General features: G+C 56.0%; 20 protein-coding genes and 1 pseudogene. 10 read left to right on the top strand and 11 right to left on the bottom strand.

What is annotated here, in order from left to right:
• Nucleotides 1–153 precede the first annotated feature (153 nt).
• A complete protein-coding gene (locus tag ACOFKT_RS03055; protein WP_419805962.1) occupies nucleotides 154–1,074 on the bottom strand; it encodes an AraC family transcriptional regulator in 921 nt (306 codons plus the stop codon).
• Between the two features lie 87 nt (nucleotides 1,075–1,161).
• Here ACOFKT_RS03055 and ACOFKT_RS03050 point away from each other — a divergent pair, with 87 nt between their 5' ends.
• Nucleotides 1,162–2,097 carry an SDR family oxidoreductase gene (locus ACOFKT_RS03050; RefSeq protein WP_419805961.1) on the top strand — a complete coding sequence of 312 codons (936 nt, stop codon included), beginning with the start codon at nucleotides 1,162–1,164 and terminating at the stop codon, nucleotides 2,095–2,097.
• A 96-nt stretch (nucleotides 2,098–2,193) separates the two neighbouring features.
• Here the strand turns inward: ACOFKT_RS03050 and ACOFKT_RS03045 are convergent, their stop codons facing one another.
• Complete coding sequence (locus ACOFKT_RS03045; protein WP_419807090.1) at nucleotides 2,194–3,129, bottom strand: AraC family transcriptional regulator; 936 nt, start codon at nucleotides 3,127–3,129, stop codon at nucleotides 2,194–2,196.
• Nucleotides 3,130–3,219: 90 nt separating this feature from the next.
• Between ACOFKT_RS03045 and ACOFKT_RS03040 the strand changes: the two genes are divergently transcribed.
• Complete coding sequence (locus ACOFKT_RS03040; protein ID WP_419805960.1) at nucleotides 3,220–4,284, top strand: hypothetical protein; 1,065 nt, start codon at nucleotides 3,220–3,222, stop codon at nucleotides 4,282–4,284.
• Nucleotides 4,285–4,345: 61 nt separating this feature from the next.
• Here the strand turns inward: ACOFKT_RS03040 and ACOFKT_RS03035 are convergent.
• Nucleotides 4,346–4,777 (bottom strand): annotated as a pseudogene (locus ACOFKT_RS03035) (recombinase family protein).
• Nucleotides 4,778–4,940: 163 nt separating this feature from the next.
• A complete protein-coding gene (locus ACOFKT_RS03030; protein WP_419805959.1) occupies nucleotides 4,941–5,075 on the bottom strand; it encodes a hypothetical protein in 135 nt (44 codons plus the stop codon).
• Between the two features lie 660 nt (nucleotides 5,076–5,735).
• Here ACOFKT_RS03030 and ACOFKT_RS03025 point away from each other — a divergent pair.
• The 7 genes from ACOFKT_RS03025 (at nucleotide 5,736) to ACOFKT_RS02995 (ending at nucleotide 12,199) form a co-directional block, all read left to right on the top strand.
• Complete coding sequence (locus tag ACOFKT_RS03025; protein WP_419805958.1) at nucleotides 5,736–6,281, top strand: VOC family protein; 546 nt, start codon at nucleotides 5,736–5,738, stop codon at nucleotides 6,279–6,281.
• A gap of 39 nt (nucleotides 6,282–6,320) precedes the next feature.
• On the top strand, nucleotides 6,321–7,160 hold the full coding sequence (locus ACOFKT_RS03020; RefSeq protein ID WP_419805957.1) for a sugar phosphate isomerase/epimerase family protein: 840 nt from the start codon (nucleotides 6,321–6,323) through the stop codon (nucleotides 7,158–7,160).
• Between the two features lie 12 nt (nucleotides 7,161–7,172).
• Complete coding sequence (locus ACOFKT_RS03015) at nucleotides 7,173–7,610, top strand: DMT family transporter (RefSeq protein ID WP_419805956.1); 438 nt, start codon at nucleotides 7,173–7,175, stop codon at nucleotides 7,608–7,610.
• Between the two features lie 87 nt (nucleotides 7,611–7,697).
• Nucleotides 7,698–8,600, top strand: coding sequence for an alpha/beta fold hydrolase (locus tag ACOFKT_RS03010; RefSeq protein WP_419805955.1), 903 nt, complete (start codon nucleotides 7,698–7,700; stop codon nucleotides 8,598–8,600).
• A 411-nt stretch (nucleotides 8,601–9,011) separates the two neighbouring features.
• The gene (locus tag ACOFKT_RS03005; protein ID WP_419805954.1) at nucleotides 9,012–10,367 is read left to right on the top strand and encodes a class-II fumarase/aspartase family protein; all 1,356 of its coding nucleotides are present in this window, start codon (nucleotides 9,012–9,014) and stop codon (nucleotides 10,365–10,367) included.
• A gap of 455 nt (nucleotides 10,368–10,822) precedes the next feature.
• Nucleotides 10,823–11,320, top strand: coding sequence for a hypothetical protein (locus tag ACOFKT_RS03000; RefSeq protein WP_419805953.1), 498 nt, complete (start codon nucleotides 10,823–10,825; stop codon nucleotides 11,318–11,320).
• Between the two features lie 147 nt (nucleotides 11,321–11,467).
• Nucleotides 11,468–12,199, top strand: coding sequence for an SDR family oxidoreductase (locus tag ACOFKT_RS02995; RefSeq protein WP_419805952.1), 732 nt, complete (start codon nucleotides 11,468–11,470; stop codon nucleotides 12,197–12,199).
• A gap of 486 nt (nucleotides 12,200–12,685) precedes the next feature.
• Here the strand turns inward: ACOFKT_RS02995 and ACOFKT_RS02990 are convergent, their stop codons facing one another.
• Nucleotides 12,686–12,883, bottom strand: a complete 198-nt coding sequence (locus ACOFKT_RS02990) for a hypothetical protein (RefSeq protein WP_419805951.1) — start codon at nucleotides 12,881–12,883, stop codon at nucleotides 12,686–12,688.
• Nucleotides 12,883–13,476 (bottom strand): recombinase family protein, encoded by a 594-nt coding sequence (locus ACOFKT_RS02985; protein ID WP_419807089.1) that lies wholly within the window; start codon nucleotides 13,474–13,476, stop codon nucleotides 12,883–12,885. Before ACOFKT_RS02985 ends, ACOFKT_RS02990 begins: the two co-directional genes overlap by 1 nt.
• A 134-nt stretch (nucleotides 13,477–13,610) precedes the next feature.
• Between ACOFKT_RS02985 and ACOFKT_RS02980 the strand changes: the two genes are divergently transcribed.
• On the top strand, nucleotides 13,611–14,147 hold the full coding sequence (locus ACOFKT_RS02980; protein WP_419805950.1) for a hypothetical protein: 537 nt from the start codon (nucleotides 13,611–13,613) through the stop codon (nucleotides 14,145–14,147).
• A gap of 22 nt (nucleotides 14,148–14,169) precedes the next feature.
• On the opposite strand, the gene ACOFKT_RS02975 is transcribed toward ACOFKT_RS02980, so the two are convergent.
• The 5 genes from ACOFKT_RS02975 to ACOFKT_RS02955 all read right to left on the bottom strand — a co-directional run bounded on the left by ACOFKT_RS02975 (nucleotide 14,170) and on the right by ACOFKT_RS02955 (nucleotide 23,811).
• Nucleotides 14,170–16,101: an ATP-dependent helicase gene (locus ACOFKT_RS02975; protein ID WP_419805949.1), complete on the bottom strand. Its 1,932-nt coding sequence runs from the start codon at nucleotides 16,099–16,101 to the stop codon at nucleotides 14,170–14,172.
• Entirely contained in the window at nucleotides 16,102–17,793 is a 1,692-nt protein-coding gene (locus ACOFKT_RS02970) for an ATP-dependent nuclease (RefSeq protein ID WP_419805948.1), read from the bottom strand. It lies immediately after the preceding gene.
• Nucleotides 17,794–17,846: 53 nt separating this feature from the next.
• The gene (locus ACOFKT_RS02965; protein ID WP_419805947.1) at nucleotides 17,847–18,959 is read right to left on the bottom strand and encodes a helix-turn-helix domain-containing protein; all 1,113 of its coding nucleotides are present in this window, start codon (nucleotides 18,957–18,959) and stop codon (nucleotides 17,847–17,849) included.
• Nucleotides 18,931–19,599 carry a hypothetical protein gene (locus ACOFKT_RS02960; protein WP_419805946.1) on the bottom strand — a complete coding sequence of 223 codons (669 nt, stop codon included), beginning with the start codon at nucleotides 19,597–19,599 and terminating at the stop codon, nucleotides 18,931–18,933. The genes ACOFKT_RS02965 and ACOFKT_RS02960 overlap by 29 nt, the downstream gene beginning before the upstream one ends.
• Nucleotides 19,600–20,301: 702 nt before the next feature.
• Nucleotides 20,302–23,811: a type ISP restriction/modification enzyme gene (locus ACOFKT_RS02955; protein ID WP_419805945.1), complete on the bottom strand. Its 3,510-nt coding sequence runs from the start codon at nucleotides 23,809–23,811 to the stop codon at nucleotides 20,302–20,304.
• Between the last annotated feature and the right edge of the window lie 98 nt (nucleotides 23,812–23,909).

Raw genomic sequence — 23,909 nt, 5'->3', positions numbered from 1 at the left:
CCAGCGGTTTCATCCGAAAGCCTCATTGCTAGCCTGTCAGCGTCGTTGAAACTTCCCCGATTAGGGGAGCGATGATTGTGAAATCACGTTTGCCCACAATTCGACATAGAGGCGGTCCGGAACATGCGGGTAGTCTCACATGACGACAGGCATTCATGAGGACTGATCTGCACTATCAATACGAGTATGCTCACGGGGAGAAGTACCCCTCGTCCGTCTGAACGCTGCGCTAAAGGCGCTCACGGATTTGTAACCGACTTCAGACGCGACAGAAGAGATCGACTCCGTTGGCTCCTTGAGTCGCTTCGCCGCGATGGTCATGCGCCAGTGCGTCAAGTACTCCATGGGCGCCTTGCCGACCTTCTCCTTGAACAGCAGCGCGAAGGCCGTCCGCGACATACCTGCGGCGTGGGCCAAATCTGCCAGGGTCCATGCTCGCGCCGGTGCTCGATGGATGGAAGACAGCGCCGCCCGCAAGCGTACATCTGCAAGCGCAGAGAGCCATCCCGGGTTCTGTTCAAGGCCGTCTGCCGCATGCAGGCGGAGTGCTTCGACAAGCATCGTGTAGGCAACCTGCTGTGCGATCAGGGTGCTACCTGGCTGAGGGTCACGCATTTCGCGAAGCAGCCGGTCCACTGCCCAGCGAAGCGATTCCCGCTGTGCGTCGCTTTCCAGCAGGACTACCGGAGGCAAAGCATCCAACAGAAAGCGCGCGTCGCCTTCCAGCCGGAAGTGACTGCCGAGGATCACGAAGTCATCCCCCGGCGTCAACGGCAAGATGCCGTTGTACCGTTCCTGCTGCGACAGCATTTCCCATGATTTCGGCGGATAAGAAAGGTCGCTGGCGAGACTGAAAGGCCAACCTCGCGGGAGCAGCAGACAGCTTCCGGTCTGCAATCTAATAGGCTCCGCAACATTCTCTACGGTAAGCCAGCACGTTCCCCGGACAACGCTGTAGCACTTGATCATCCCGTGCGCCGGGAAGCGGACTCCCCAGACGCCTCCAGCACTTAACCCGCCCGTGGCATAGGTACTCGGCTGCACAAGAGAGAGGATGTCGGAGAGTGGGTCCATAATCCTGTACGCACGCGACAGTTTTCTGAACGGTGCAGCATTGATGGTACAGCGTCAGCCCCATAGTCTTACTGGTGGAGGCTTAACATGCATATCTTCGTTACCGGCGGCTCGGGCCAAACTGGCCCGGCAATCGTTTCGGAACTGATCGCGAATGGCCACACCGTCACGGGGCTGGGGCGTTCTGAAAAGGCGGTCGATCGACTGGTTAGGCTCGGAGCGCAGACGCTCGAAGGGTCTCTGGACGACCTGCAGGTGCTGGCAAACGGTGCGGGGGCTGCGGATGGGGTCATCCACATGGCGTTCGGCGGGGATTTCTCAGACCCCGCGAGCATGACACGACGCGACTGCGCAGCCATAGAAGCAATGGGAGAGGTGCTTACTGGCTCTGGCAAGCCTTTGGTGATCACCTCGGGAACATTGGTGATGCCGACTGGAAAGGTCGCGACGGAACAGGATGCGCCAGATCCGCAATCGCTCGGAACTTTAAGGATACCGGGCGAGCAGGCGTGTCTCGGTTTCGCTAGTAAGGGAGTACGCAGCATCGTCCTGCGGCTCGCTCCAACAGTTCATGGGCCGGGGGACCACGGTTTTATTCCGTTTCTGATCTCGACCGCGCGGCGAACCGGCGTCTCCGCTTATGTAGCCGAGGGCGCTAACCGCTGGCCCGCAGTGCACCGTCTGGACGCAGCTACCCTCTACCGGCTTGCCGTCGAGAAAGCACCGGCAGGCAGCACTTTGCACGGAGCAGGAGAGAGCGGCGTCACCTTCCAGACCATCGCACATCTGATCGGCCAAATGCTGAACATCCCGACAGTCTCCATCCCTGTAAGCAGGGCCGTAGAACACTTCCAGAATCCATTCTTTGCCAAGGCCTTTGCTGTCGATTCACCGGTGTCCAGTATCTGTACACGCGAGTTACTTGGCTGGAACCCGGTTCACCCGACTCTTCTACAGGACCTGGAAACAGGCGATTACTTCTCGTCGGAAGCAGCATCGGCCTTTGATAAACCCGCACATTAGTCCCGCTATGTCGCATTGTGGGAGGCAATCCGGCCCGAGTGCCTTCGAGACTCTGAACCCGGTCAACTTCCACAACGGCGTTTATAGGTAGTTTGATCACGGTCGTCCATTCGAGAGAGATTCCGTCTTCAAAGAAGTCGCATACCGGCGAGGTGCGCAACCCACCATACGTCGGAACGCTGTGCTGAAGGCACTCTCCGATGTATACCCCAGTTGCGTGGCAATGGTCCCAATCGCGTCCGGGGAGTTGAGGACGCGCTCCTTCGCTAACGACATGCGCCAGCGAGCGAGATAGTTGAGTGGTGAGAGTCCAACCAGGTCTCTAAATTTGACTGCAAATCCTGTCCGCGACATTCCCGCTTTTCGCGCCAAAGAATTCAGAGTCCACGGATGACTCGGGGCCTGATGCATAGCCTGTAGTGCCATGCCCACCTTCTTATCCTTCAGTGCGAACATCCATCCTACGTTGCCTTCCAAATGAGAGGTGAGATGGGTACGAAGGATTTGCACCAGCATCAGCGTGCCAAGTTGCTGTGTAGCTAGTGATGTGCCCGGCTGCGGATCATGGAGTTCCTTCCTCATGCGCTCCAGGCACCAACGCAGCACCTGCTTATCAGAGTCTTCACGTATGTGAACGACCGGCGGCAACATGGCGAGCAGAAGATCTGCGTTCTCGCCTGCCATGTCAAAGTGTCCAGCCAGCCCGAAGCAGTCGGTCCCAGCACTAAATCGTGCTATCTCATTCGGTAGAAGAGAGTGGACGAGAGAGTCCCCATCCAAAGAAGGCAGGCTTAGATTACTTGCGACCCGATAGCCTCGCCCGCTCGCTAGCAGCAGGCAATCCCCGGCAAGAACACGGACTGGCTCTTGAAGTCCATCGACAGCAAGCCATCCCTCTCCGGACACGACCGCGAAGAGTTTGATTCCACTCGAGGGGCCAAAAGTCACGGACCACTCATTGCCAGCCTGAAATCCACCTGCGGCATAAACCCGAACCTTGAGCAGCGAAAGCACATCCGACAACGGATACATAGTACCTATTTTGAACGATCGCAAAGGTATTCTGTACGAATCGCTATAGAAAGTCTGCCTTTCAGGGCCTACCTTCAATGAAGCAAAATTATGAGCAACACAACAGACGACATCTGGATTTTGGGAGCCGCTGGTCGCTCAGGACGAGCGATTGGAGCAGAGTTGGCAGAAAAAGGTCTGCCGATGACCTTCGTTGGGCGTGACGAGGAGACTCTGAAGCAGGCAGCACGGTCCTTGAAGATAGAGGTCGGAATCGTTGTTGCCAGTACGATCGAAAACATGGCTGCAGCCATCTCGCGCGGGAAGCCACGAGTGGTCATCAATACGATTGGGCCTTTCACAAGGACAGCTCCTGCGATTGTCAACGCGTGCCCACCAGGGACGCACTATCTTGATATCGGGAACGAGTTGGAAGCATTTCTTTTGCTCTCTGCGATGAATGATGAGCTGGTCCGGACCAAACGATGCGTTGTTCTCGGCGTAGGCTGGGGAGTTTTGGGAACGGAGAGTGCCGTCCTTAAGCTCTGCGAAGGCCGGCCTCCCGCAGCAAAGGTACGCGTCGACAGCGTTGCCGCAGTCGACGCCTCTGGACCACTCGGAACTACCCTGGCGCGGACCATTGTGGAAGGCATTCCGTACGGCGGTCGCCGTTACGCAGGCGGTAAGCTGAAGCGAGCTTTAGCCGGCGACGAGGAAGAAACGTTTTCCTTGCCGGATGGATCGACAGCAGTCACCCGGCTCATTGCAAGTGGTGAGCTTGAAGCAGCCCGCCGCGCGAGCAGGGCCTCCGAGGTTGTCGCTGCATTTCCTGCTGTCCCTGGCGGTCTCCTTCGTTTTGCAATCCCTGCGATGGCCCCGCTTCTCTCCATCCCCGCACTCCGTCGTTTTGCCACGGATCGACTGGCAAAGCTAGTGCCGCCTCCCTCGAAGACAGTCGTCTCCTGGGCACGAGCCCGAGTCGAGTGGCCAGATGGTTCGGTACGCACCGGATGGTTGCGTGCAGGTGACGGGTACGCCTTTCTAGCGAAGGCTTCGGCGGGTGTTGCTCAGCGTTTACTGCAGGGGCAAGGACAGCCTGGATGCTTTACACCTGGCGCCCTATTTAGCATGCAACTTGCCATTGAAGCAGGCGGGACATTTGTATTGAGAGACTAGGGAAGCGCGGCCCAAATCGCGATCCTGACAACTCGCATGATCATCAGTAACGGCTAGAAGCTCAAGGATGCGTCGAAGAGGGCACCCATATATAAGTAGGTATGGAGACGCCCAGGTTGCTGGCCACATCGCGTGCCGGTACTCCACTGGCCAGCAGCTTCTTCGCTGCTTCGACCTTGCTTTCGGTCATCTGCCGTTTGCGGCGGCCTGTGCGACCGAGCTGGCGTGCGACTTCCAGGCGTGCGCGTGTGCGCTCTACGAGAAGTTCCCTTTCCATCTCAGCCTCGCCGACCAAGTCGACTAGGTGCTTAGCACTACGGCCGAGCCGGTCCAGTTTCCAAACAACAAGGGTGTCCCTTTACGGAAGCCGTTTTGAGCCTGAGCGAGTCCCGGGCGCTCCGCTCGATTACCGCTGATCTTATCTTCGAAGAGCTTCGGTCTGCAGCTCCAGGTTTTGGTCCTGAGTGGAGACACGCGCGTAGCCAACCAGCATGGATCGCTTCCGTCTTCCCGACGACGGTGGTGTGCAGCACGCGTTCACGGTTCCCAATAAGCCGCCATCCTAGCTAATGACTGCTCTCAGCTTGAAAGCTTGGAAACCGGGGGCATGGTAGTCGGGCGACGACCGCCGAAGAGTGACGGGTCCCGGCGGTCCACTAGGCGCGATGACTCTTGATGCCCCCGGTGGGCTTCCGCAGAACGAGCAATCCAATTGTGTTCAACCGGGGCGGGATGCCCTCTTCCAAAACGAGCATCAGCAGGTCGGGTGCCACCTCGATTTCGTCGATCATCACCGATGACGACGGTCTCTAACTTTCTCGCCAGAGCTGTGCGAATGTGAAAGACGCCGGCAGTATCGCGTCTTCCGACGGGCTGTGCGAAGGGTGGGACAGCTCTACCGTTCCACACTTTGTATGGACCGGGCATTTCTACGGCGGATTCGGCCTCACTTTCTATAATGCGCCTTGTCGGTATTTACAGAAGGGGCAAAAACGTCACCGATTCTGATCATGACCGTCGTAACGACTACTGAGTTCAGCGTCCCATTCGGGGCGCTTCCGCAGGCAGAACTGTCTTCCATCAGACAGCGGATGCTTGTTCGCATCGCCTACAATCAGCACGTCGACAGCGCTGAATCAGTTCATGCTGAGGGAAAAACGTGAAAGCTAAGGACTTGCTCGTCAGAATCGTCGTTCATCGCGCGCATGAGCCGGATGAGATAGACTTGTGCCCGCCTCTGGACCAGCGTGCAGCCTTGAGGATCTTCGGTGCAGGTGCTCAGGGCAGCGTCGTTGCTGGGTGCGGCAGGTCAGGCTCCACGTCTAGTTCCGGGAGCAGCGAGGGATGAACTCGGTAACCAATGCCGGTGATTCCATCTAGTTAGATGGAGTGGGAGCGAGACTGATGGGTTCACAAGCGCACGCCTACTGAATCGTAAGGAGAGCATACAAGTGTCAGAACTGAAGCCGCAGACCGAATTGGTAGTGCGTGGCATGGACCACGTTGGCTTGACTGTACCCGACCTCGAAACAGCCACAACCTTCTTAATCGAGGCCCTTGGAGCAGAGGTGGTGTATGACGTCGTTACATCCGAGACCGGTTCGCTCAAGGGTGAGGACAACGAACGCCAACTCGGAATTCCGCACGGAGCCGAGATCAGCAAAATCCGCCTTCTTCGAATCGGGGATGCTCCAACCATTGAGTTGTTCGAGTTTCGACGTGCAGATCAACGGAGGCCGGTCGTGATCAGTGACTTTGGCTGGAATCACGTCTGCTTCTACGTCGATGACATAGAAGCGGCTGCAGCGTTGTTCGTCGCTGCCGGTGGAACTCTTCTCTCTCCCCCGCACTCGATCGGCGGCATTGAAGGCGCACCACGCAACCGCGGCTTTTATGGACGTCCGCCCTGGGGAGGCATACTTGAGATGCTCACCTACCCAGACGGCATCAAGTATCCCGATCCAGCCAGAGTTCGCTGGACGCCCCCTGCACGTTGACGTCTTGAAACAGACCGGGAGCCTGCCTTGAAGTATGGGATGAATCTTGTTCTATGGACGACGGCGGTCACCCCCGAGCACTATTCCGTGCTTCGCGCACTCAAACAGATGGGGTATGACGGTGTCGAACTGCCGATTACACGCGGGCATGCGGAAAAGTTTGACGAACTTGGTGACGTTCTCGAAAGCGAAGGGCTCGAATGCACAACGCTTACGAACCTGCCGCCAACGTCCAACCCGGCGGACGCAGACCCAGCCGTGAGAGCTAGAGCACTTGACGACTTGAAGTGGGTCGTCGACATAAGTCAACGATTGGGCAGTCGCAGCGTAGCCGGTCCTCTGTACGGCACCGCCGGCGTCTTTACGGGAATAGGTCCTACACCGGGAGAGCTTGCCCGTTCGGCGGAGGTGCTACATGCGGTGTGTGACTACTCGCCTGACACGCTCATCGCGCTTGAGTTTCTTAATCGTTTCGAAACGTACATGGTGAACACCACTGGGAAAGCAAAGCAGCTAGCCCGTACGGTCGATGCACCCAATCTCCGCTTGGTTTACGACACCCACCATGCTCACCTCGAAGAGAGCGACCACGCGCAAGCCATTCATGAGGCCGGCAGCCTGCTTTCTGAGTTGCACTTTAGTGAGAGCCATCGCGGCACCCTGGGCACCGGACTTGTGCGTTGGCCGGAAATCGTCAAAGCGCTTGGGGAAGTTCGCTTTGATGGATGGGTGATGGTGGAGGCCTTTGCAAAAGATGTACAGCCTTTGGCGAAAGCCGCCCATGTGTGGAGAGATGTCTTCACCAGCAAGATGAACGTCGCTCGCGAAGGACTTGCGTTCACAAAGGATTGTTTCTCCGGGAACGGCCCTCGTTCCTAGTCTGGAAAACTCTTGGTCATCATCTACATTCTCGTCGCAATTGCCGCCGGCTCCATGCTGCCCATGCAGGGCGCCATGAATGCTCGGCTGGCGCGAACTCTTGGCTCGCCTATATGGGCGGCTGCATTTTCGGGACTCGTGCTTACCGTGGCACTCACTCTGGTCGCTTGGGCTTTGTTCCGCGGTGGGCCACGCACGGCTGGTCTGACGTCGCTACCCTGGTGGGCGTGGGCCGGCGGTTTTGGTGGGGCACTCCTACTTGCGGCAACAGCTTCGCTGACCCCTCGATTGGGTGCAGCAAGTCTGATTGCGTTGGTCATCTCGGGGCAGATCCTATGCTCACTGGCTATGGACAGGTTCGGCCTGCTTGGATTGGAGCCTCATCCTGTCAGCATCAAGCGCGCGATCGCAGCCGGACTGATGCTGACGGGTGCCGCACCTATGCGTTAGCCGACAGCCCCTCGCGAGTCATAGTGCTTGCTTGCTCGTTATACGAAAATCATGTCCGCCACATTCAACACACCTCTAGGAGCAACGATGCTTCCGAACTACGTCCAAACTGGTATTGAGTCCTTCAAGCACTCTTCTGTCGTAGCGAACGGGACCAAACTTCATTTTGTTGTTGCAGGCAGTGGCGATCCGGTCCTGCTGCTACCCGGATGGCCGCAGCACTGGTATGCGTGGCGTCATGTGATGCTCAGGCTAATAGCTGCCGGCCGGCAGGTCTACGCGCTAGATCCTCGCGGATACGGTGACAGCGAGAAACCCGCAGACGGATATGATCTAGCGACTGCGGCGGAAGACGTTCACTGCTTCCTCACCGAACTCGGGCTTACACGGCCGGAGGGCATCGATGTGATAACACATGACCTCGGCACTTGGATCGGATACGCGCATGCCCACGCATATCCCCAGGAACTGCGCCGCCTTGTGGTTAGTGAGGCCACCATTCCAGGTGCTATTCCACCGACCGGATACCCTCAAGACGAAGTGAACAAAAAGACCTGGCAATTTGGCTTCAATCGGCTTAGCGATCTTCCCGAGATACTTATCGCCGGCCACGAACGCGCGTATCTCAGGTGGATCTTTTCGAACAAGGCTGTCCGAGGTTGGGAGATCGATTCCGCAGCGCTGAATGAATATGAGCGAGTCTTGCAGATCCCCGGTACGGTACGCGCGACCTGCTCATATTATCGCGAGGTATTCTCCGAGGCCGGCCTGGCCGAGATGCATAGGCGGCTCGGCCATAAGCTGAGGATGCCCATCCTAGCACTCGGCGGCGAAGGCGGAATTGGCATGGCTATGCTGCACAGCATGCAGCTCGCAGGAACGGACGTGCGTGGAGGCGAACTGATGGGATGCGGTCATTTCATTCCCGAAGAGTGTCCAGAAGAACTTACGTCGAGGATCATGGCTTTCTGGCATGAGACGCGAAGATAATGTCATGGCGCGACTAGGCAAGTGTTAATGCAGCAGACAAAGCAGGATTCCTTCTGCCCTGAGTGCACAGCAGTCGAGAGTACGAAGGGTACTTCAAAAGTGCTGAACGGCTTCGGCATCTGAATGGCCTGCAAAGTTCCGCAACTATTTCGGCGGCACGGTCGAGATCAGATCGGTAAGGCGTCGTCGCTCGAATCGCAAGACATGGTCTCATATTGATGGACCTTCTTCCAAGCCCCTCATCGATGCCAAGCACTCGCATTCAGGAAAAAGTAGCAGTCGGCTGGCCGAGCAGCGAGAGCCTTTCCGGTACTTGTCTCTACGATCTCGCACTAATGTTAAGTGTGAGCCTCAGACTCAGCCTCCCAACCCAGCAATCTAACCCGCAGTAGCTCATCTAAGGAGAAAGCTTTGGAATCCAACGCAACGGCAATTGACTCGACGATTTACCGCGACATCTTCAGCACGGACGCCATGCGTCGCGTGTGGTCCGATCAGACCCGCATCCAGCGCTATCTTGATGTGGAAAAAGCATTGTCTGTGACACAGGGCAGGCTAGGTGTAATTCCTCAAGAAGCCGCCGCTGAGATCGCCCTGCGTTGCGATGTGGCGCAAATGGACTTCGGCAAGTTAAAGTCGGTCACCGAGCACGTCGGCTACCCCGTTTTGCCCGTCGTCGAACAGCTGACTGCGCTTTGCAAGAACGGTCTAGGCCAATGGTGTCACTGGGGCGCGACAACGCAGGACATCACCGACACGGCCACGGTGCTGCAGATCCGGGATGGTCTTGAGCTTGTGGAGAGCGACCTGAGGGAAATTCTGGAGGCACTTGCCGGGCTTGCAAAGAAACACCGAGACACCCCGATGGTGGGTCGCAGCAATATCCAGCAGGCTATCCCGATGACGTTCGGTTACAAGATCGCCGTTTGGCTGGCTGGCCTGCAACGGCAGGCGGAACGCTTGCAGCAGATGAAATCGCGTGTGTTGATGGGGGAGTTCGGCGGTGCTGTGGGCACTCTGGCCTCGCTCGGCGAAAAGGGTTTACCCGTGCAGAAGGGCATGATGGAGGAGCTTGGGCTAGCCCAGCCACCCATCGCCTGGCACACGGTTCGGGACACGATGGCGGAGGTGGGCTGTTTTCTGGGGCTGCTTTGTGGCCTGCTCGATAAGATTGCGACCGACGTAAAGATCATGATGATGACCGAACTGAACGAGGTCCAGGAACCGGATGGGGGAGGCGGCCGCGGCGCGTCTAGCACCATGCCGCAGAAGCGCAACCCGATCTCCTGCGCATACATCACGGCTTGCAGTAGCGTGGTGCGTCAACATGCAGCGGCGTTGCTGAATGCAATGAATGCCGACTTCGAGCGCGCGACGGGCACGTGGGAGATAGAGTGGTTGGTGTTTCCTGAAATCTTTTGTTTTGCCGCAGGTGCGCTTGCGCAGGCCAAATACATGTTGAGCGGTTTGATCGTGCACCCCGAGAACATGATGAAGGATCTACGGTTGACCGATGGCCTGGTCAACACCGAAGCCGTCATGATGGCGCTTGGGCCGAAGATGGGTCGCGGTAAAGCGCACGACAAGCTGTCGACTATCTGCATCGCGGTTTCACAAGGCAAGGGCAAGTTGATCGACCTTCTAAGCGCCGACACGGACATCAGCAAGATTTTTGACCGCAAAGCGCTGGAAGATCTACTCGATCCGACGAAGTACTTGGGGAGCTCGGGGACCATGGTGGATCACGTCCTTAGCTTGTCAAAGTAGACACTCGCGGTCGAGGGTTTATAAGCGACGGAACTCTAGTGTGTCGTCCCCTGTTCGAGTGGGAGGCTCATGGTGTCTCTGGAGTTCCGCCTGTGAAAAAAACGGTTCTCAGACAGGCAGACGCTGATCCCTAGGGCTGCCTTGTTCTTCCAACACGAAGGCGGCCGTACTCGCCTTATCTGACGGCCTCCGTCAGGAGCTGGCGGGGCACATACGAGTCAGCACAATTCTTGCAGGCTTCACCGACACGGCGTTCAGCGATCACGTAAGGATTCCCGAGTCGAAGGCCCAGATGCAGAGGGCAGGAGAGAAGTTCGCCATGTCACCTGAGGCTGTGGCGAATGCCATCGTTTACATCCTCCAGCAGCCGGCAGAGGTAACATCGGAGAGGTGACCCTTCGCTCAAGAGCGCAGGGCTGAACCGCTTTACATCTAAGTTTCGAAGGAGCCGCCCCATGAAGATGCTGAACCAACTGTTTGATCAACTCGCCTATGTGACCACCGATATCGATCAGGCCACCATGTTATTCCGCGACCAGTTCGGGGTTGCTGCGTTTCAGGTTGGCGAGCAGGAGGTGGATGCCGAGGAGAACGGCCGGCCCTGCAAGGTCAGGATGAAGGTCGCGCAAGCAATGATGAACGGCGGGGAGCTGGAGATCATCGAGGACCGGGGCAGCGACACCGACCTATTCCGCCAAAACCTGCCGACCGACGGCAGCTTCGCGGTCAAGGTCCATCACGTGCAGTTCCAGATCACCGGAACCCATGACGAGTGGCTCAACTACATGGAGGAAATGACGCGAACTCACCCGCCGCGCCTACGCGGCGCAGTGGGTGACGACCTGCGCTTCGCGTTCGTCGACGAGATGGCCGGATTAGGTCACAACCTCGAATATGTCTGGTTTAGCGATAGGCAGCGCGAAAAGATGAAGGCTGTCCCCAAGATCGGCTGATGCCGCCTGCTCCTACTTCAAGGTGTCTGGCCTCCGCTGAAAAAGACTGCAACTGACTTCCGGCGGGTTGCCAACTTTTGTGGCGAAGACATTGCCAGGAGTTCTTCGGAGCATTTACCCAGACAAAGCTTTGATGTCGGAGGTTTCATGATTGCAGGACAGGTCGTTGCAATTACAGGCGCGAGTAGTGGGATAGGCAAGGCGGCAGCCCTTGAGCTGGCTCGCCTCGGAGCAAAGCTTGTGTTAGGTGCCCGGCATGAGGAAGCTCTTGCGCAGGTTGCCGAGCAGATCCGCCTTGCCGGAGGGGAAGTGGTATTCCGCTCGACGGACGTGAGCAAGCGCGAGGACCTGATTTCTCTGGTGCGCCTCGCCCAGGAGAACTTCGGGCGGCTGGATGTTTTGTTCAGCAATGCCGGGGCCATGCCTATCGGGCCGTTCGACGAGCTTGCTGTCGAAGACTGGGAAACGATGGTGGACGTCAACATTAAAGGCGTCCTGTACGGGGTAGCGGCTGCGCTCCCTCTATTTCGGGAACAGGGCTCGGGTCACTTCATCCATACGGCATCCACGGCAGCCCGGAAGACAGTACCGAACCAGGTGGTCTATTCGGCCACGAAAGCGGCAGTCCTCGCGCTCTCGGATGGTCTTCGACAGGAGCTGGCTGGACAGATACGAGTTAGCACCATCCTGCCGGGCTTTACCGATACGGCATTCAGCGAACACGTCAAGAATCCAGAACTCAGGGCCCAAATGCAGAAGGCAGGAGAGAAGTTCGCCATGTCACCTGAGGCTGTGGCGAAGGCTATCGTGTACATCCTGCAGCAGCCTGAGGAAGTGAACATCGGAGAGGTTACGCTTCGCTCCAAGGCGCAAGCCTGAAGTCGTCTTCATAATCCTGCTAAACGTGATTCTCGTACATCAGGTGCAATCTCTCTTCATTTCGAACAGGGTGACTGGCTCAGCAGCCGGCTTGCCTTCCTTGAAATTCAGAACCGCCTGCTCGTGCCCCTTCGGGTGTTGCTCGCGCCATAGAACCCGTAGCAGTGGCGGCCATTCACGACGGAGGACCCGCGTGCGCGTGACTTTCGCATGACAAGCCAGGCAGAGCGTAATCATCAGTTTAGGATCGCTGTTGCCCGGCATCCGGTGATGTACCGCTACCGAACGCTTTCCACGCTTTACAGTCGTGCAGCCAGGCACGGCGCAGCGACAGCCGTCCCGAGCCAGAACTTCTTCGCGGTGGCCGCCGAAGTATTCTTCATCCTGCCGCTTTAGCGTGTAACAGGTCGCACAGAGGCCCAGAGCGAGAACTTTGTCGTTCCCACAGGGACAGCAGATCGACCGTTGAACCACTTTCGCCATCTTCTACATCACCCATTGAGCAGGAGGATTCAGGACTTCCACATCCACCAGCCAGCCGTGGACCAGAAAGCAGGCCCCGTCGTGGCACTGGACGGTGAAAGCAGCGTCCAGATCATATTGCCCGCTCACGACGTCGAGCAGCTCGCCGTCGATCAATTCCCCTTCGATCACCGTATCCAGACCATCGACCAAGACACGCATCACTTCCCTCCCCGGCCCACATACATATAGATAGTGTTTCTCGATACGCCCAGTTCCTTCGCTAGCTTCGTCTTCGACTCGCCAGCCGAAACCCGCTGCAGCAGAGCGGCAGCCTGCGGAGCCGTCAGGGTCCGCTTGCGGCCCTGATACGCGCCGGCTTTCTTGGCGAGCGCAATCCCTTCCCGCTGGCGTTCCTTAATCAGCTCCCGCTCAAACTCTGCGATGGCTCCCATGACGCTCAAAAGCAGGTTCGCCATCGGAGAGTCCTCCCCAGTAAAGGTAAGACTCTCCTTGACGAAGCAGACCTTTACTCCCTTGCCCGTCAGGGTTTTTACAAGCAGACGAAGATCATCCAGATTCCGGGCGAGCCGATCCATCGAGTGGCAGAAGAGGGTATCGCCTTCCCGAACGAACTCGATCATGCGATCCAGGCCGGGCCGGTTTCGGTCGCGGCCAGAAATCTTGTCTGTGAACCGCTTGTCGAGTTCCAAGCCGTCGAGCTGCCGCAATTCCTTCTGGTCGAGCGCGCTCACACGCAGGTAGCCGACCTGAAGACCCCTGTGGGGTGCTTCGCTGGCCCGTTCTGTCCTAATAGGCTCTTGGCTTCGCTTCACTAGCTGTCATAATAGCTCAGAACCTAACCTATTAGTACGCATTTCCGCCCAAGCTCGACTGTACTAAATGCGTATACCTCATCGGTACGGCGTTTTACCTTACGGTAGGTTTGATGATCGACTTCCAACCTTTTGGACCATTCAAGATTCCGCTCTCGAACGGTGCTCCAGATCGAACCCGTCTGAAGGACTTCTGGCTTTCGGCAGAGGATGTGCTTCCGGGCATCACTGGAGCAATCGGTTGCTACATCTTTGCAATCCGTGCCGGCCGCGGGATACGACCTTGGTACGTTGGCAAGACTGACAAAGGTACCTTCAAGGGCGAAGTCTTTCAACCGCACAAATTGCTGATCTACGGAGAGGTTCTGCGTGCTCGGAAGCGTGGAACTCCACTGCTGTATTTCATCGTGCGTCAAACGCCGCGCGGTAAGCTCGTGAAGAAGCGCGCAAACGGCGACAGAACAACATGTCAGTTGGAAGAATTGCTGATCGGATCGTCACTGCTTCGCAACCCAAATCTTGCGAACAAGCGCACCACCAAACACTTCCGCGAGATGCGAGTTCCCGGTTATATGAACGAAGCACCCGGTTCGCGATCATGCGAAGCTACTCGCCTGGCTCATCTACTAGGAACCAAGCGTGGAGCTTAGCTGCGTGCAGAGTTAATCTGCATTAGCCGGCGCTCAAGCCCATTTCTCGCAGAAAACGTGAGGGCTGCTTGTCATAGCCGAAGTAATTCTGAGACCGAGTAAGGGTGAGGCACCGTTTCGTCCGAGTGATCGCTACGAAGCAATTCCGCCGCTCCTCTTGAACTTCTCTACTTTGAGGTCCATTCTTCAGGCTCTGATAGGAGGGCAGGATGTCATCTGCCATTCCTACAACAAACACGTTCTCGAACTCCATGCCCTTTGCTGTGTGGATGGTGTAGCACCGGACCGCATTGGGCGGTGCTGGAGCCTGCTTAGGCATTAGGTCTAGTTCTTGGAGTAAGAGATTAAGAGAGGGGTCCTCCACCCCATGCCTACGGGCGACGGTATTGCAGAGGTCCTTCCAAACATCGAGCTCTTCCGCGTAGTCAGTGAATGATTCGGAACTATCGTCCGGAAGTGCGAGTTCTCCAAGACTGAGGAAGGCAAACCATTCTAGAGCAGAGACTTCGAAAGCTTTGTAGCTCATCCGATCGGCAAGCTCAGTTGCTGGCGCACCAAAGAGCCCCGAACACTGCGGATCGAGGGATGACTGTCTTGCCAGAACTTCCCTCACAAACGCCCGAAACAAGTCGTTTCCCAAATCAGAAGATGCAGCAACAACGTCTCTAGGAACGATCTTTATGCCTTCCAGATCGTAGAACGCGCTGCAGATCCTGCGAAGCTGCTCCTTGTCACCGCGAGAGTTCGCGAGACGAAGCATGGCATGAAGCCACTTAAATGGACTACTCAGGAATTCGTTCTTTTTGACAGAGAGTGTAACTGGGACGCCTTGAGACGTGAGCGCATTCGCCACCCGCTCCACCAAATTCTTCGTCCTAGCGAGAACAGCACAGAATTCTCTGTCCTTTGGAGGCAGCTTCGCGGCCTCACGAGCAACCCACGTTGCTTCCTCATCCGGTGACACAAAAGATTTCACACGAACAGGTTGTGGATGAGGGTTCTCTTGCGCAACGCCTGATGGCAATGAGCCCTTCGAACGATTGCTGTTGTGAGCTATGAGCTTATTTGCGATGTCGATGATGGCCGCTGGACAACGATAGTTTTGTGGCAGCTCCAGAGAGGTCATATTGAACATCGTGCGCAGCTCATCCAGTCGTTCTGGGCTCGCGCCATTCCACTGATAGACGATTTGATCGTCATCCGCGACCACAAATAAACCGGATGGCTCCTTGCCGATCAAGGCGCTCAGAAACTCGAACTGGCTTACGTTAGTGTCCTGAAATTCGTCGACACAGACATATGGGTAGACCACACGGTAGTGCCGAGCGATCATCGGAAATCTCTTCAGCAAATCGCAGGAGAGAGAAATGAGCAAGGGGAAATCCAACGCGTTATGTTCGTTTAGGCCACGCCAGTAAATCGCATAGAGCAGCTTTAGACGTTCTGCAAGCTGTTCGTCTCTGATTCTGGTGGCAAAGGCGTTTTGGTCTACTCGCTTCTCAATTAGGTTCGTCAGAAGGGGCAGGAGTCTCACATCAGTCTCGTCAACGAGTTCTCCCTTTTCGGCTGCTGAACGAAGCGCGTCCTTGAATACATCTGCACGATCCTCATCGGAGTTGAGTATCGAGAAGTCCGGCGAGATGCCGAGGTGACTACCATGCTGACGGAGAACATCTGCAGCGAATGCGTGGAAAGTCGTTAGCAACGCTCGCTCACTACCCCCTGGGAGGATGCCGTACACCCTCTCGCGCATCTCGATAGCGGCTTTGTTCGTGAACGTCAGTCCAAGAACGCGAAAGCGTTTCTCTGGTGAAGCCTCCAGGAGATGGGCGATGCGGTAGGCCAGTACGGATGTTTTGCCGGAGCCAGGTCCGGCAAGGACAAGTAGGGGACCTTCGGTCCACTCCACCGCTCTCCGTTGATTTTCGTTCAGCGTGTTAAGTGCGATGCTCATCTACGCCCCCAGCAGAACAGCTTTCTCCAAGATGGACTTGATTAGCGCGGGAACGGCTGCCGCTCCCCCCGCCTGCAGCGCTGCAGCGACCTTGATAGCACAAGGAATTTTCAGTCTTTTCGGTAGCGCAGAAATGACCTGCGGCCAGTATTCTGCTGTGCCCGGTGCTGCTGTTACCTGCTGTGATTTCTGGGCGGGGACGTTGTCTATGTAGATCTGGTCGAAGCCATTAGCACAGAGGAAACTCTCCATATCTACTTGCGGCAACATCGTGATGTGAGCGTCGGCTGGCCTCCCGCTGAGTGCAGAAGTTGCAATCCCGTTGTAGTCAGTACCTGCCGGGTCTGAGTCGCTAACCACGTGCCACGCGATCCCAAACTGATCTGCCAACTTGATCAGAGTACCCAAACCAAAGTTGGCGTACTCCACAAGCCGGACGCCTTGCTGATCTAAAGAGCCTCCTAGAGCACGCGCGGCCTCACTCAGGACCCAGTATTCAGTTTGGCCTTCGTGTAGGAGCCACACTCGTGCAAAAAACAGTTCGCCCCTGTACTGGCGGATATGGAACGTAACCTTATCCAACTCTCCGGGATCAAAGACAGACGCATTCAGGCTTTTGACCACGACACCTTGAGCTGTTCGCACCAGCCTTCGCACAGAAGAGAGCGGCACCTCAGAAAGGAGATCGCCGGAATGAGTGGCGATGATCTTCTGTTCAGACGAGGCATTTAGCGTCGGCCACAATGAGCGCACCGCTGACGGGTGGAGATGAGCTTCGGGTTCTTCAATTTGCAATAGAAAACTGGCGAATGGATCGACCTTGCCGATACCGGCAGCAAGGAAAGCCTGGAACAAGAAGATGCTTGCGAGACTTTGTGTTCCGGCGCCGTGTTTCATCAATGGCAACGAGGCTCCTGTGATGGCAGCGACGTTCACTTGAGCACGTGAAAGCATGTCCCAAATACGGCTTGGGATTGCTTCGATGCTGACGGTGTCGACCTTTCCAAGGCTAACGACTTTCTGAGCCTTACCCAGGTTTGTGCCAACCTGCTTCAATCGCTGCTCTGCATTGAGAATCTTTGTATTGAGATCCGCTAATTCCTTCTCCAAATCCGCTTTTACGTTGTCCGGGATCAATGGATTCCGTAAGAACGGTCCCCAAAAAGCAGATTTTGCGCTAAAGTCTTTTGCCGCATCTCGGAATGCAGTCAAGTAGTAAACGTTGAACAGGCTCTGCAACGATGAAAGCGTTGACGAACGCTTTGCCCTGACCAACGCTTTGCCTGTTGGGTCAAGGAAATCCCAAGAGCTGACGAAATCCTTTACTGCTTGGTCGTAGCTACTCGTGACCATGAAGATGATGTTGTATAGGCCGCTAGCGTCGAACACCGCAGCATCGGGGAATGCCTGGATCACCTCAGGAGGCCACTCACCCGCTTGGCTCTCTCTGAACTGCAGAGTGATCTTAATCGCGCCAGCATCACCTGGTGCCGCTGTGCTCGACCCCAAATAATGGTCCTGATCCTCAAAGGGATTGCCTCGAACGTTTCGGGAAAGACACAGCTTAATAGCATCAAGCACAGATGACTTGCCACTATTGTTTTCACCGATGAGGACCGTTGTCGCGTCGAGGTCGAGAGCCAGGTTCTTCAAGCCGCGGAAGTTTTCAATTGCTACCTTTTGCAGAAGCACGCCTTCACCCTCGTTCAACTATTCAACGGATAGCAACTATTGTCCTCTAAACCTTAAGAAACGACGGCTAGACCATGATGCGAGGGTGGAGAACAGGACTTAGCCTTGCGTCCTCCATTGATTCCAGTCAAGGTGAGCTTGAAGAGCATCGAGTCTAGCTCAGCGACACTGATGCACAGTTCATCCGCGACTTGAGCGCGAGTGACACCATCTTCGGCCAACATCAAGAAAATCTTGTTGAGGCGAAGTGACTGTTCACGTGGGGCGGGTTCTGGTTCTCGACTCCGTCCCATAGCAGAGATTTGTATGCAGAGTGATTTGTAGTGATGATCAGTGCTCATACCCAACTGGTGCAGCCTGTAATTTAGGGCGGCCAGTGATACTCTCCAACGGGCCTTCCAAGTCACTAGTGCTCGAATCCCAGGGTTTCTCATTGTGTTTGCTAACACATCACTTTCAGGCATGAGGAACGATGACGCAAAACGATTGGCTTCGCTTTCCGCTTCCTTTCCTACCGGGGCCCCTTGTCTGTGTAGCACAAGGTGAGCTAATTCATGAGCAGCATCAAAGCGACTATGCTCGGCAGTCTTTTGCACATTCAGCATCACAAATGCTGCATCTCCACTCCACATTGAGAAGGCATCGACTTCGTTTCCTGAAACTTCTAGGGAGTAAACCCTTATGCCTTTCGATTCCAAAAGATGTGTCAGATTTCCAATGGGCTTGTCGCCCAATCCCCATTCCGCCCGTACGATCGTCGCAGCTGCCTCAGGACTCTCGAAGCGTAAATCAGGGACTGCCGGTTTCGGCATGTTGAATCGGCTACAGAGCCATTTATCCAAGTGGATGCGGAGAGCTCCTTGGCTAAGAGCATCTTCTCGCTGAGAAGTGGTCATGCGCGCTAAAGAACGGAAACTCGCAGCCTTGGAAGAGATCTCCTCTATTGAGCTTCCGTAGAAGAAGGCCGCAGGAAAGGCTAACCTCTCGGCAAGCCTCTCAAGTACGTCCGCGCGTGGCGACATTCCTCGTTCGTAATTAGAAATGGATCGGGAATCTACGCCGACGGCTGTCGCAAGACTCGCCTTGGTGAATCCTCTTCGACGCCGGGCGACTGCCAATCGACCACCATTAAAGTCTTCAACTGATTCTCCGGGTGATCTCGACATCGTACTCTCCACCGCCCGCGGCGTCGGGACCGTCTGCATCTCTCTTCGGCAAGCCGTCATCTCCCAGAGACTGAGATTCAAGCATAACGCGTTCGATCCAAGTAGAGATGCATCGATCCTTGTCGAGCTTGAGACCCCTCGAAACCTCCATCTGGAGCACACCAGTTTCTTCCACTACATGGAGAAGCAACCACCAGAACTCGTATCCACGGAGCGGATGGTGTGTCTCGAACTGATGGACGAGTTCAGGAAAGAGTTCATATTGATTTTCCTGAAGACCCTCTTCTGTGCGTATTCCCTTGTCCACGCGAGTTCGGGGCGATTTAGTGAGATCACCGTTACCGACGCTGTCGTCACCTGTTGCGACAGCGTAAGCTCTTTTTCTTTCATGATCGATGACAAGATGATGCCCCGCTGGGGCTTCGGTCACTAGTCCGAGGGGTGCAGAAAGCTCGCCCAGCGATCCAACAGTCTTGGACCAGAGAGTAAAGCCCGCCGCGATTTTCGGCTCGAAGGATGACGTTTGTGACCGTGCGAAAAGGCCCCGCTGGCCGGCCTGCTGGAAAACAGCGGCCGGCACACCGAGTTCGTCCAGTCGCTGCTTAACAATTCGGGGTTCTACGTACAATTTAGCTTGCATGCACGGCCTTTACCACGGTTATAGCACCAGCGCATGTAGCAGAACCGGAAAAGTCTCGTTGATTAGAACTTTTCTTCACCTCCAGAGTGACTGTTCGATTGAACACATGACCTCTGGTCGTCGATGCGAGACATTAAGCTCTGAATGCAGTACCTCCACGTCGAAGCCCATAGCTTCCGACAACCGAGGCTTGTGGTGGTTGGAATGTAGCGCTGCCAGCCTTGAAAGCACTGCGAGCTCGCCAGCAGGCTCTCTATAATCACAGGAGGCCGACCGATGTCCGCGTCACGGCACCAGCGCCTTGGGACTAGTTTCTGCCGTGACAAGCAGAAAGCCCCGGGGTTGCCGCCCCGAGGCGTTTCTTAGTCGGAAAGCTGGTGAATGCCTATGCGACCCTTACGGGTTCGCTTTGGCCGTGCGTCCTTTGAGCTCCCAGGGGAATACATCCCCCTAATCATCGGAACGCTCGTGCTGGTGGGCGGCAAAGTGGTGCACTTAGTGCTCCATCTGCTCCACCGGTAGATCACAACACCGGGGCGGGTGGACACCGCCTCGGCTTTCCTCTATTAGACACAAAAGCGCAACCTCGGCGCAAATTTTCTTTTGCAACTTCGGTGTTGACCCGTTCGCCGGCTCCCCGCAGGCTGCTCTTCCAGGTTGAAGCCGCTCTCAAACCACTCCATCGGGAGGAGTTCTCAGCGATCAAACCGTCGGCATCTCCGCTTTGGATGTGACCTGAATTGCGGCGTTCTCTTCGCGTGGCCAGGTGTAAAGATCGGCTTTCACTGAGCTGTAGTTTGCATCGAGCTGTGGGTCGAGCAACAGCAGTGCAGCGATCCGCCGCACCATCTGCATGAACTCGCGAGCTTCATCTTTGGTGATCGGCCTGCCAAGGACCGACGATTCACGGTAGCTAAGCCACTTCTTCAGGACAAGGTAGCCCCCAACCGTGTAGTCCCACACCGCGAGCGGCACGGCATCCCAAAAGCTCGCACCGTTCAGATAGATATCGACAGCGGAGGAACCCCACATGTTGAGCAAGTCATCGAGATCAATACCTAGCTCGATTGCGCCTTCGGCCATCACCTGTTTCTCAGCATCCGTGAAATTGCGCGGCTTCGTCAGGCCTAAGCCCGGCATGACGACATCCTCGCCCTGCAGCCGTCCCCAGCCTGCGGTCACTTCGAGGCTCAGGCCGGTTGGGCCAGCGATGCGACCAAGGAACGCCAATTCCTTACGGACCTTGCCGCCCGTCACACCCGAGACAGGCTTGTCCGTATCGAGCAGCTTACCTACAGTCGCGCCAAGTTCGGCTGACTTCGAGAGCAAGGCCAAGCTCTTAGGAAGAGGGATACGTGGCAAATCGGAGCGCACTCCAGCGGCATTCTCTGACAGATACAGTGGCGAATAAGTTGTGGCCAGGGAGTGCAGCCAGATTGCCCGGCCGAGCGCGTGATCGTCGTCGGGGCTCTTGTCGGTGAGAGATGCCAAGTAAGCTCTTGCGGTGTCTGAGAGGTTAGCGGTTTCAGGCGACTCTTCCCCGCCGCCAAACATGGTTGTTTGCGAGGCCGTTTCCGATGCCGCATCGGGTACATTGTTCGCAAGCCGCATGGGAATGGCCACCACATTGGGTCGTAAGAGGTGGTAGTCAGGAAGAGCAGTCGTCAGATACCCCGGCTTCCCTTCCCGTGGGCGCTCTGCGAATCTACGAAATACAAGGAATGGTTCGTCTTTTGCTTGCTGTGCCAGAAGCTCGGGGCGTGGTTCATTCCATAGTGGCCTGGCTGCACTGTGATATGCCCAACGATTATCGAGCGGTAAGATGGCATAACGCACCAGGCGCTTCTTATCGAACGTTGTGGCACCCTGTATTTTCTGCCGCGCCTTTGGCGGATCAAAGCGCCCTGCCGCTTTTGAGAGACCGGTTCTTAGCGCTGCGAAGCTGTTCCAATCAGTCTCGGGGTCAAGATAGCTCTTCAGCCGCTCTTCGAGCGTTTCCTTGTCGTGTTCTATGAGCGCGCCGCGACGCATCTCCTGCAGACCGCTGATGGGTTCGACCGACGCAAGCTCGTTAACCATCGGCCAGAGCTGATAAACGAGACCAGGTTTTGTTGGGCGAAAGGAGAAGCGGTTATCCCGGTGCGGATTGGCAAGTTGGTATTGTTCATCGAAGTTTTCTTCGACTTCCAGCGTCTCGTAGAGTGCTGCACGCTTATCCTTGCCCCAAAAATCCCGGTACCTGACAGTTGCTGCTTTCTCATCCTCGCCTGTCTTCGCGAATAGTCCGATCGCAGTGCCAAGTCTTATGCCAGCCTTGTTGTATTCGGTGGAGAAGGCGCTTGGATCTGGTTCGTCATCCGGTGTGCGCTTTCCAGTTTCACGGCTGTCACCGTTTAGGCAATCGATCCAGACATGCTGGAATTCCTTAAGGAATCTCTGCCTGACGACGACGAAAGACGGGTCGTTGAGGTAGGAGTAGCTGGAAACGTAGCAAACGATGCCGCGTTTGCTCATTTCCGCTATCCGGCGTTCAGCAAGCCTCAGAAAGCGAACATAAAGCTCATCAAGGTTGAATTTGCGTATCTTCCATTGAGTGACCAAGCCCTTCTTGTAGGGCTCAACAAGACCCTCTTCCTCTTCAGGGCTAACGCCTGAAAAGGCGTAGTACGGAGGATTGCCGAGAACGACAAGGATTTTCTTATCGCGCTTCACCAGCTCAGCCGCATCCTTTTCTTCTTCCAGCTCAGGCCAGATGAAGTCCTGCTTCGCACCCTTTTCAGGGCTCCAGCCGGTGAGGGAGTTGGTGAGGTAAACGCCTACTCGCTCGTTGAATTGTGGCGACAACGGCGCACCGAAGTCCTGCAGCAAAAGTCCCAGCTGCAGATGGGCTACGACGAACGGTGCCGGAAGCAGCTCGAAACCGAAGATGCGTTCCATCGCAGCGGTCTTAACGTCATGGGACGAGAGGGCATCCTCTCCTTCCGCTTTAAGCTGGCCGTCGATATGGCTCAGCACCTCCACGAGGAATGCGCCAGTCCCGCACGCGGGATCGAGTACGAACACGTTCGGGTCGGCAAAACCCCGAGCAATGCCCATTTCAACTCGCAACACCTTGTCGATTCGGGCAACCATGTATTTCACGATCTCTGGTGGCGTGAACCACACACCCATGCGCTTGCGAAGCACCGGATCGAAGGCGGCAAGAAAAGGTTCGTAGAAGTATTGAACCGCATGTTCCTGCTCAAAATTCTTAAAGAAGACTTCGCGCTCGACTCGATTGAGGGCGGTCTCAGTCCAGTTCAGGACTTCCTCAAGACCGAGAGACTGCAGCTTTGAGGGTGTTGCTAGCTGCTCGAAGAGGGTCTTGATCATTGGTACATGCAATGACCAAGCGGCTTCGTGCCAGTTGAAAGAATCGTTGGGCTTGGTGGTCTTGCGCTTGCTCCACAACACCCATGCAGAGAACACACCGTAAAAAAGCGTTTGCACCAGCGAGGAGCGGAAGAAGTGCTCACCATCGTCGCCGGTGAATTTCAACCCAAGCGCCTGCTCAAGCGCCGCGCGCAATGATGCCAGTCCTGGAAGGCTCGCCTTGCTTTCAATTCGTGCCTGCGCGTCACGCGCATAGGAGGCCAGAAACCATGCGACTTCCTTGGGCAGCGTGAGCGGTGCCTTTTGGAGAAGGACGCGGAGCAAATATTCAGAGAACGAAGATCCGATGGTCTCGGCGAGACTTGCCGGATTTGCCAAGACCTTCCAGAATGCCTTCTCGGTTTCCGCGATGGTAAACCGCTCAAGGTGCACCGGCTTTCCCTGAACACGGCCGACAAGGATGAACTCCCGCAAATTTGTAACGAGGACGAGGCCGTAGGTCGCAAGGTATTTAGCGACTTGCTCGCTGTTTGCAACCACTTCAGCATCGTCGGCCGGAGACTTAATCTCCAGCACGCCACGGGAAGGAATGAGGCCCGAGGCAAGCGGGTCATTCTCCTCAGATTTCTGGTCGGGCGTAACCAAAGCACCATCCGGGAGCCCGGCACCGATGCTGTGCGGGTGAATGATGCACCGCACTTTGGGCTTGAGTCCCTTGCCCAAGGTATTAAACAGATTTGCTAGATAGGGGTAGTAAGAGGTCTCTTTGACGCCTATACCGCTGACGTGCGTATCGCGCACATCCGTGAAGAAATCCAGTATTGGGTTCTGATCAGCCAACGCGCATGTTCACTCAAAATTTCTCTGATCTGCAGAATTTGTGAGAAATACGACGACTGCCAGATTACCAGAGCCATGCGTACTAACCGGAAGCGGAG

Source organism: Terriglobus sp., from assembly GCF_965201105.1.
In the GTDB taxonomy this organism is placed as follows: Bacteria; Acidobacteriota; Terriglobia; order Terriglobales; family Acidobacteriaceae; genus Terriglobus.
This window is presented reverse-complemented; position numbering and strand designations above follow the sequence as displayed.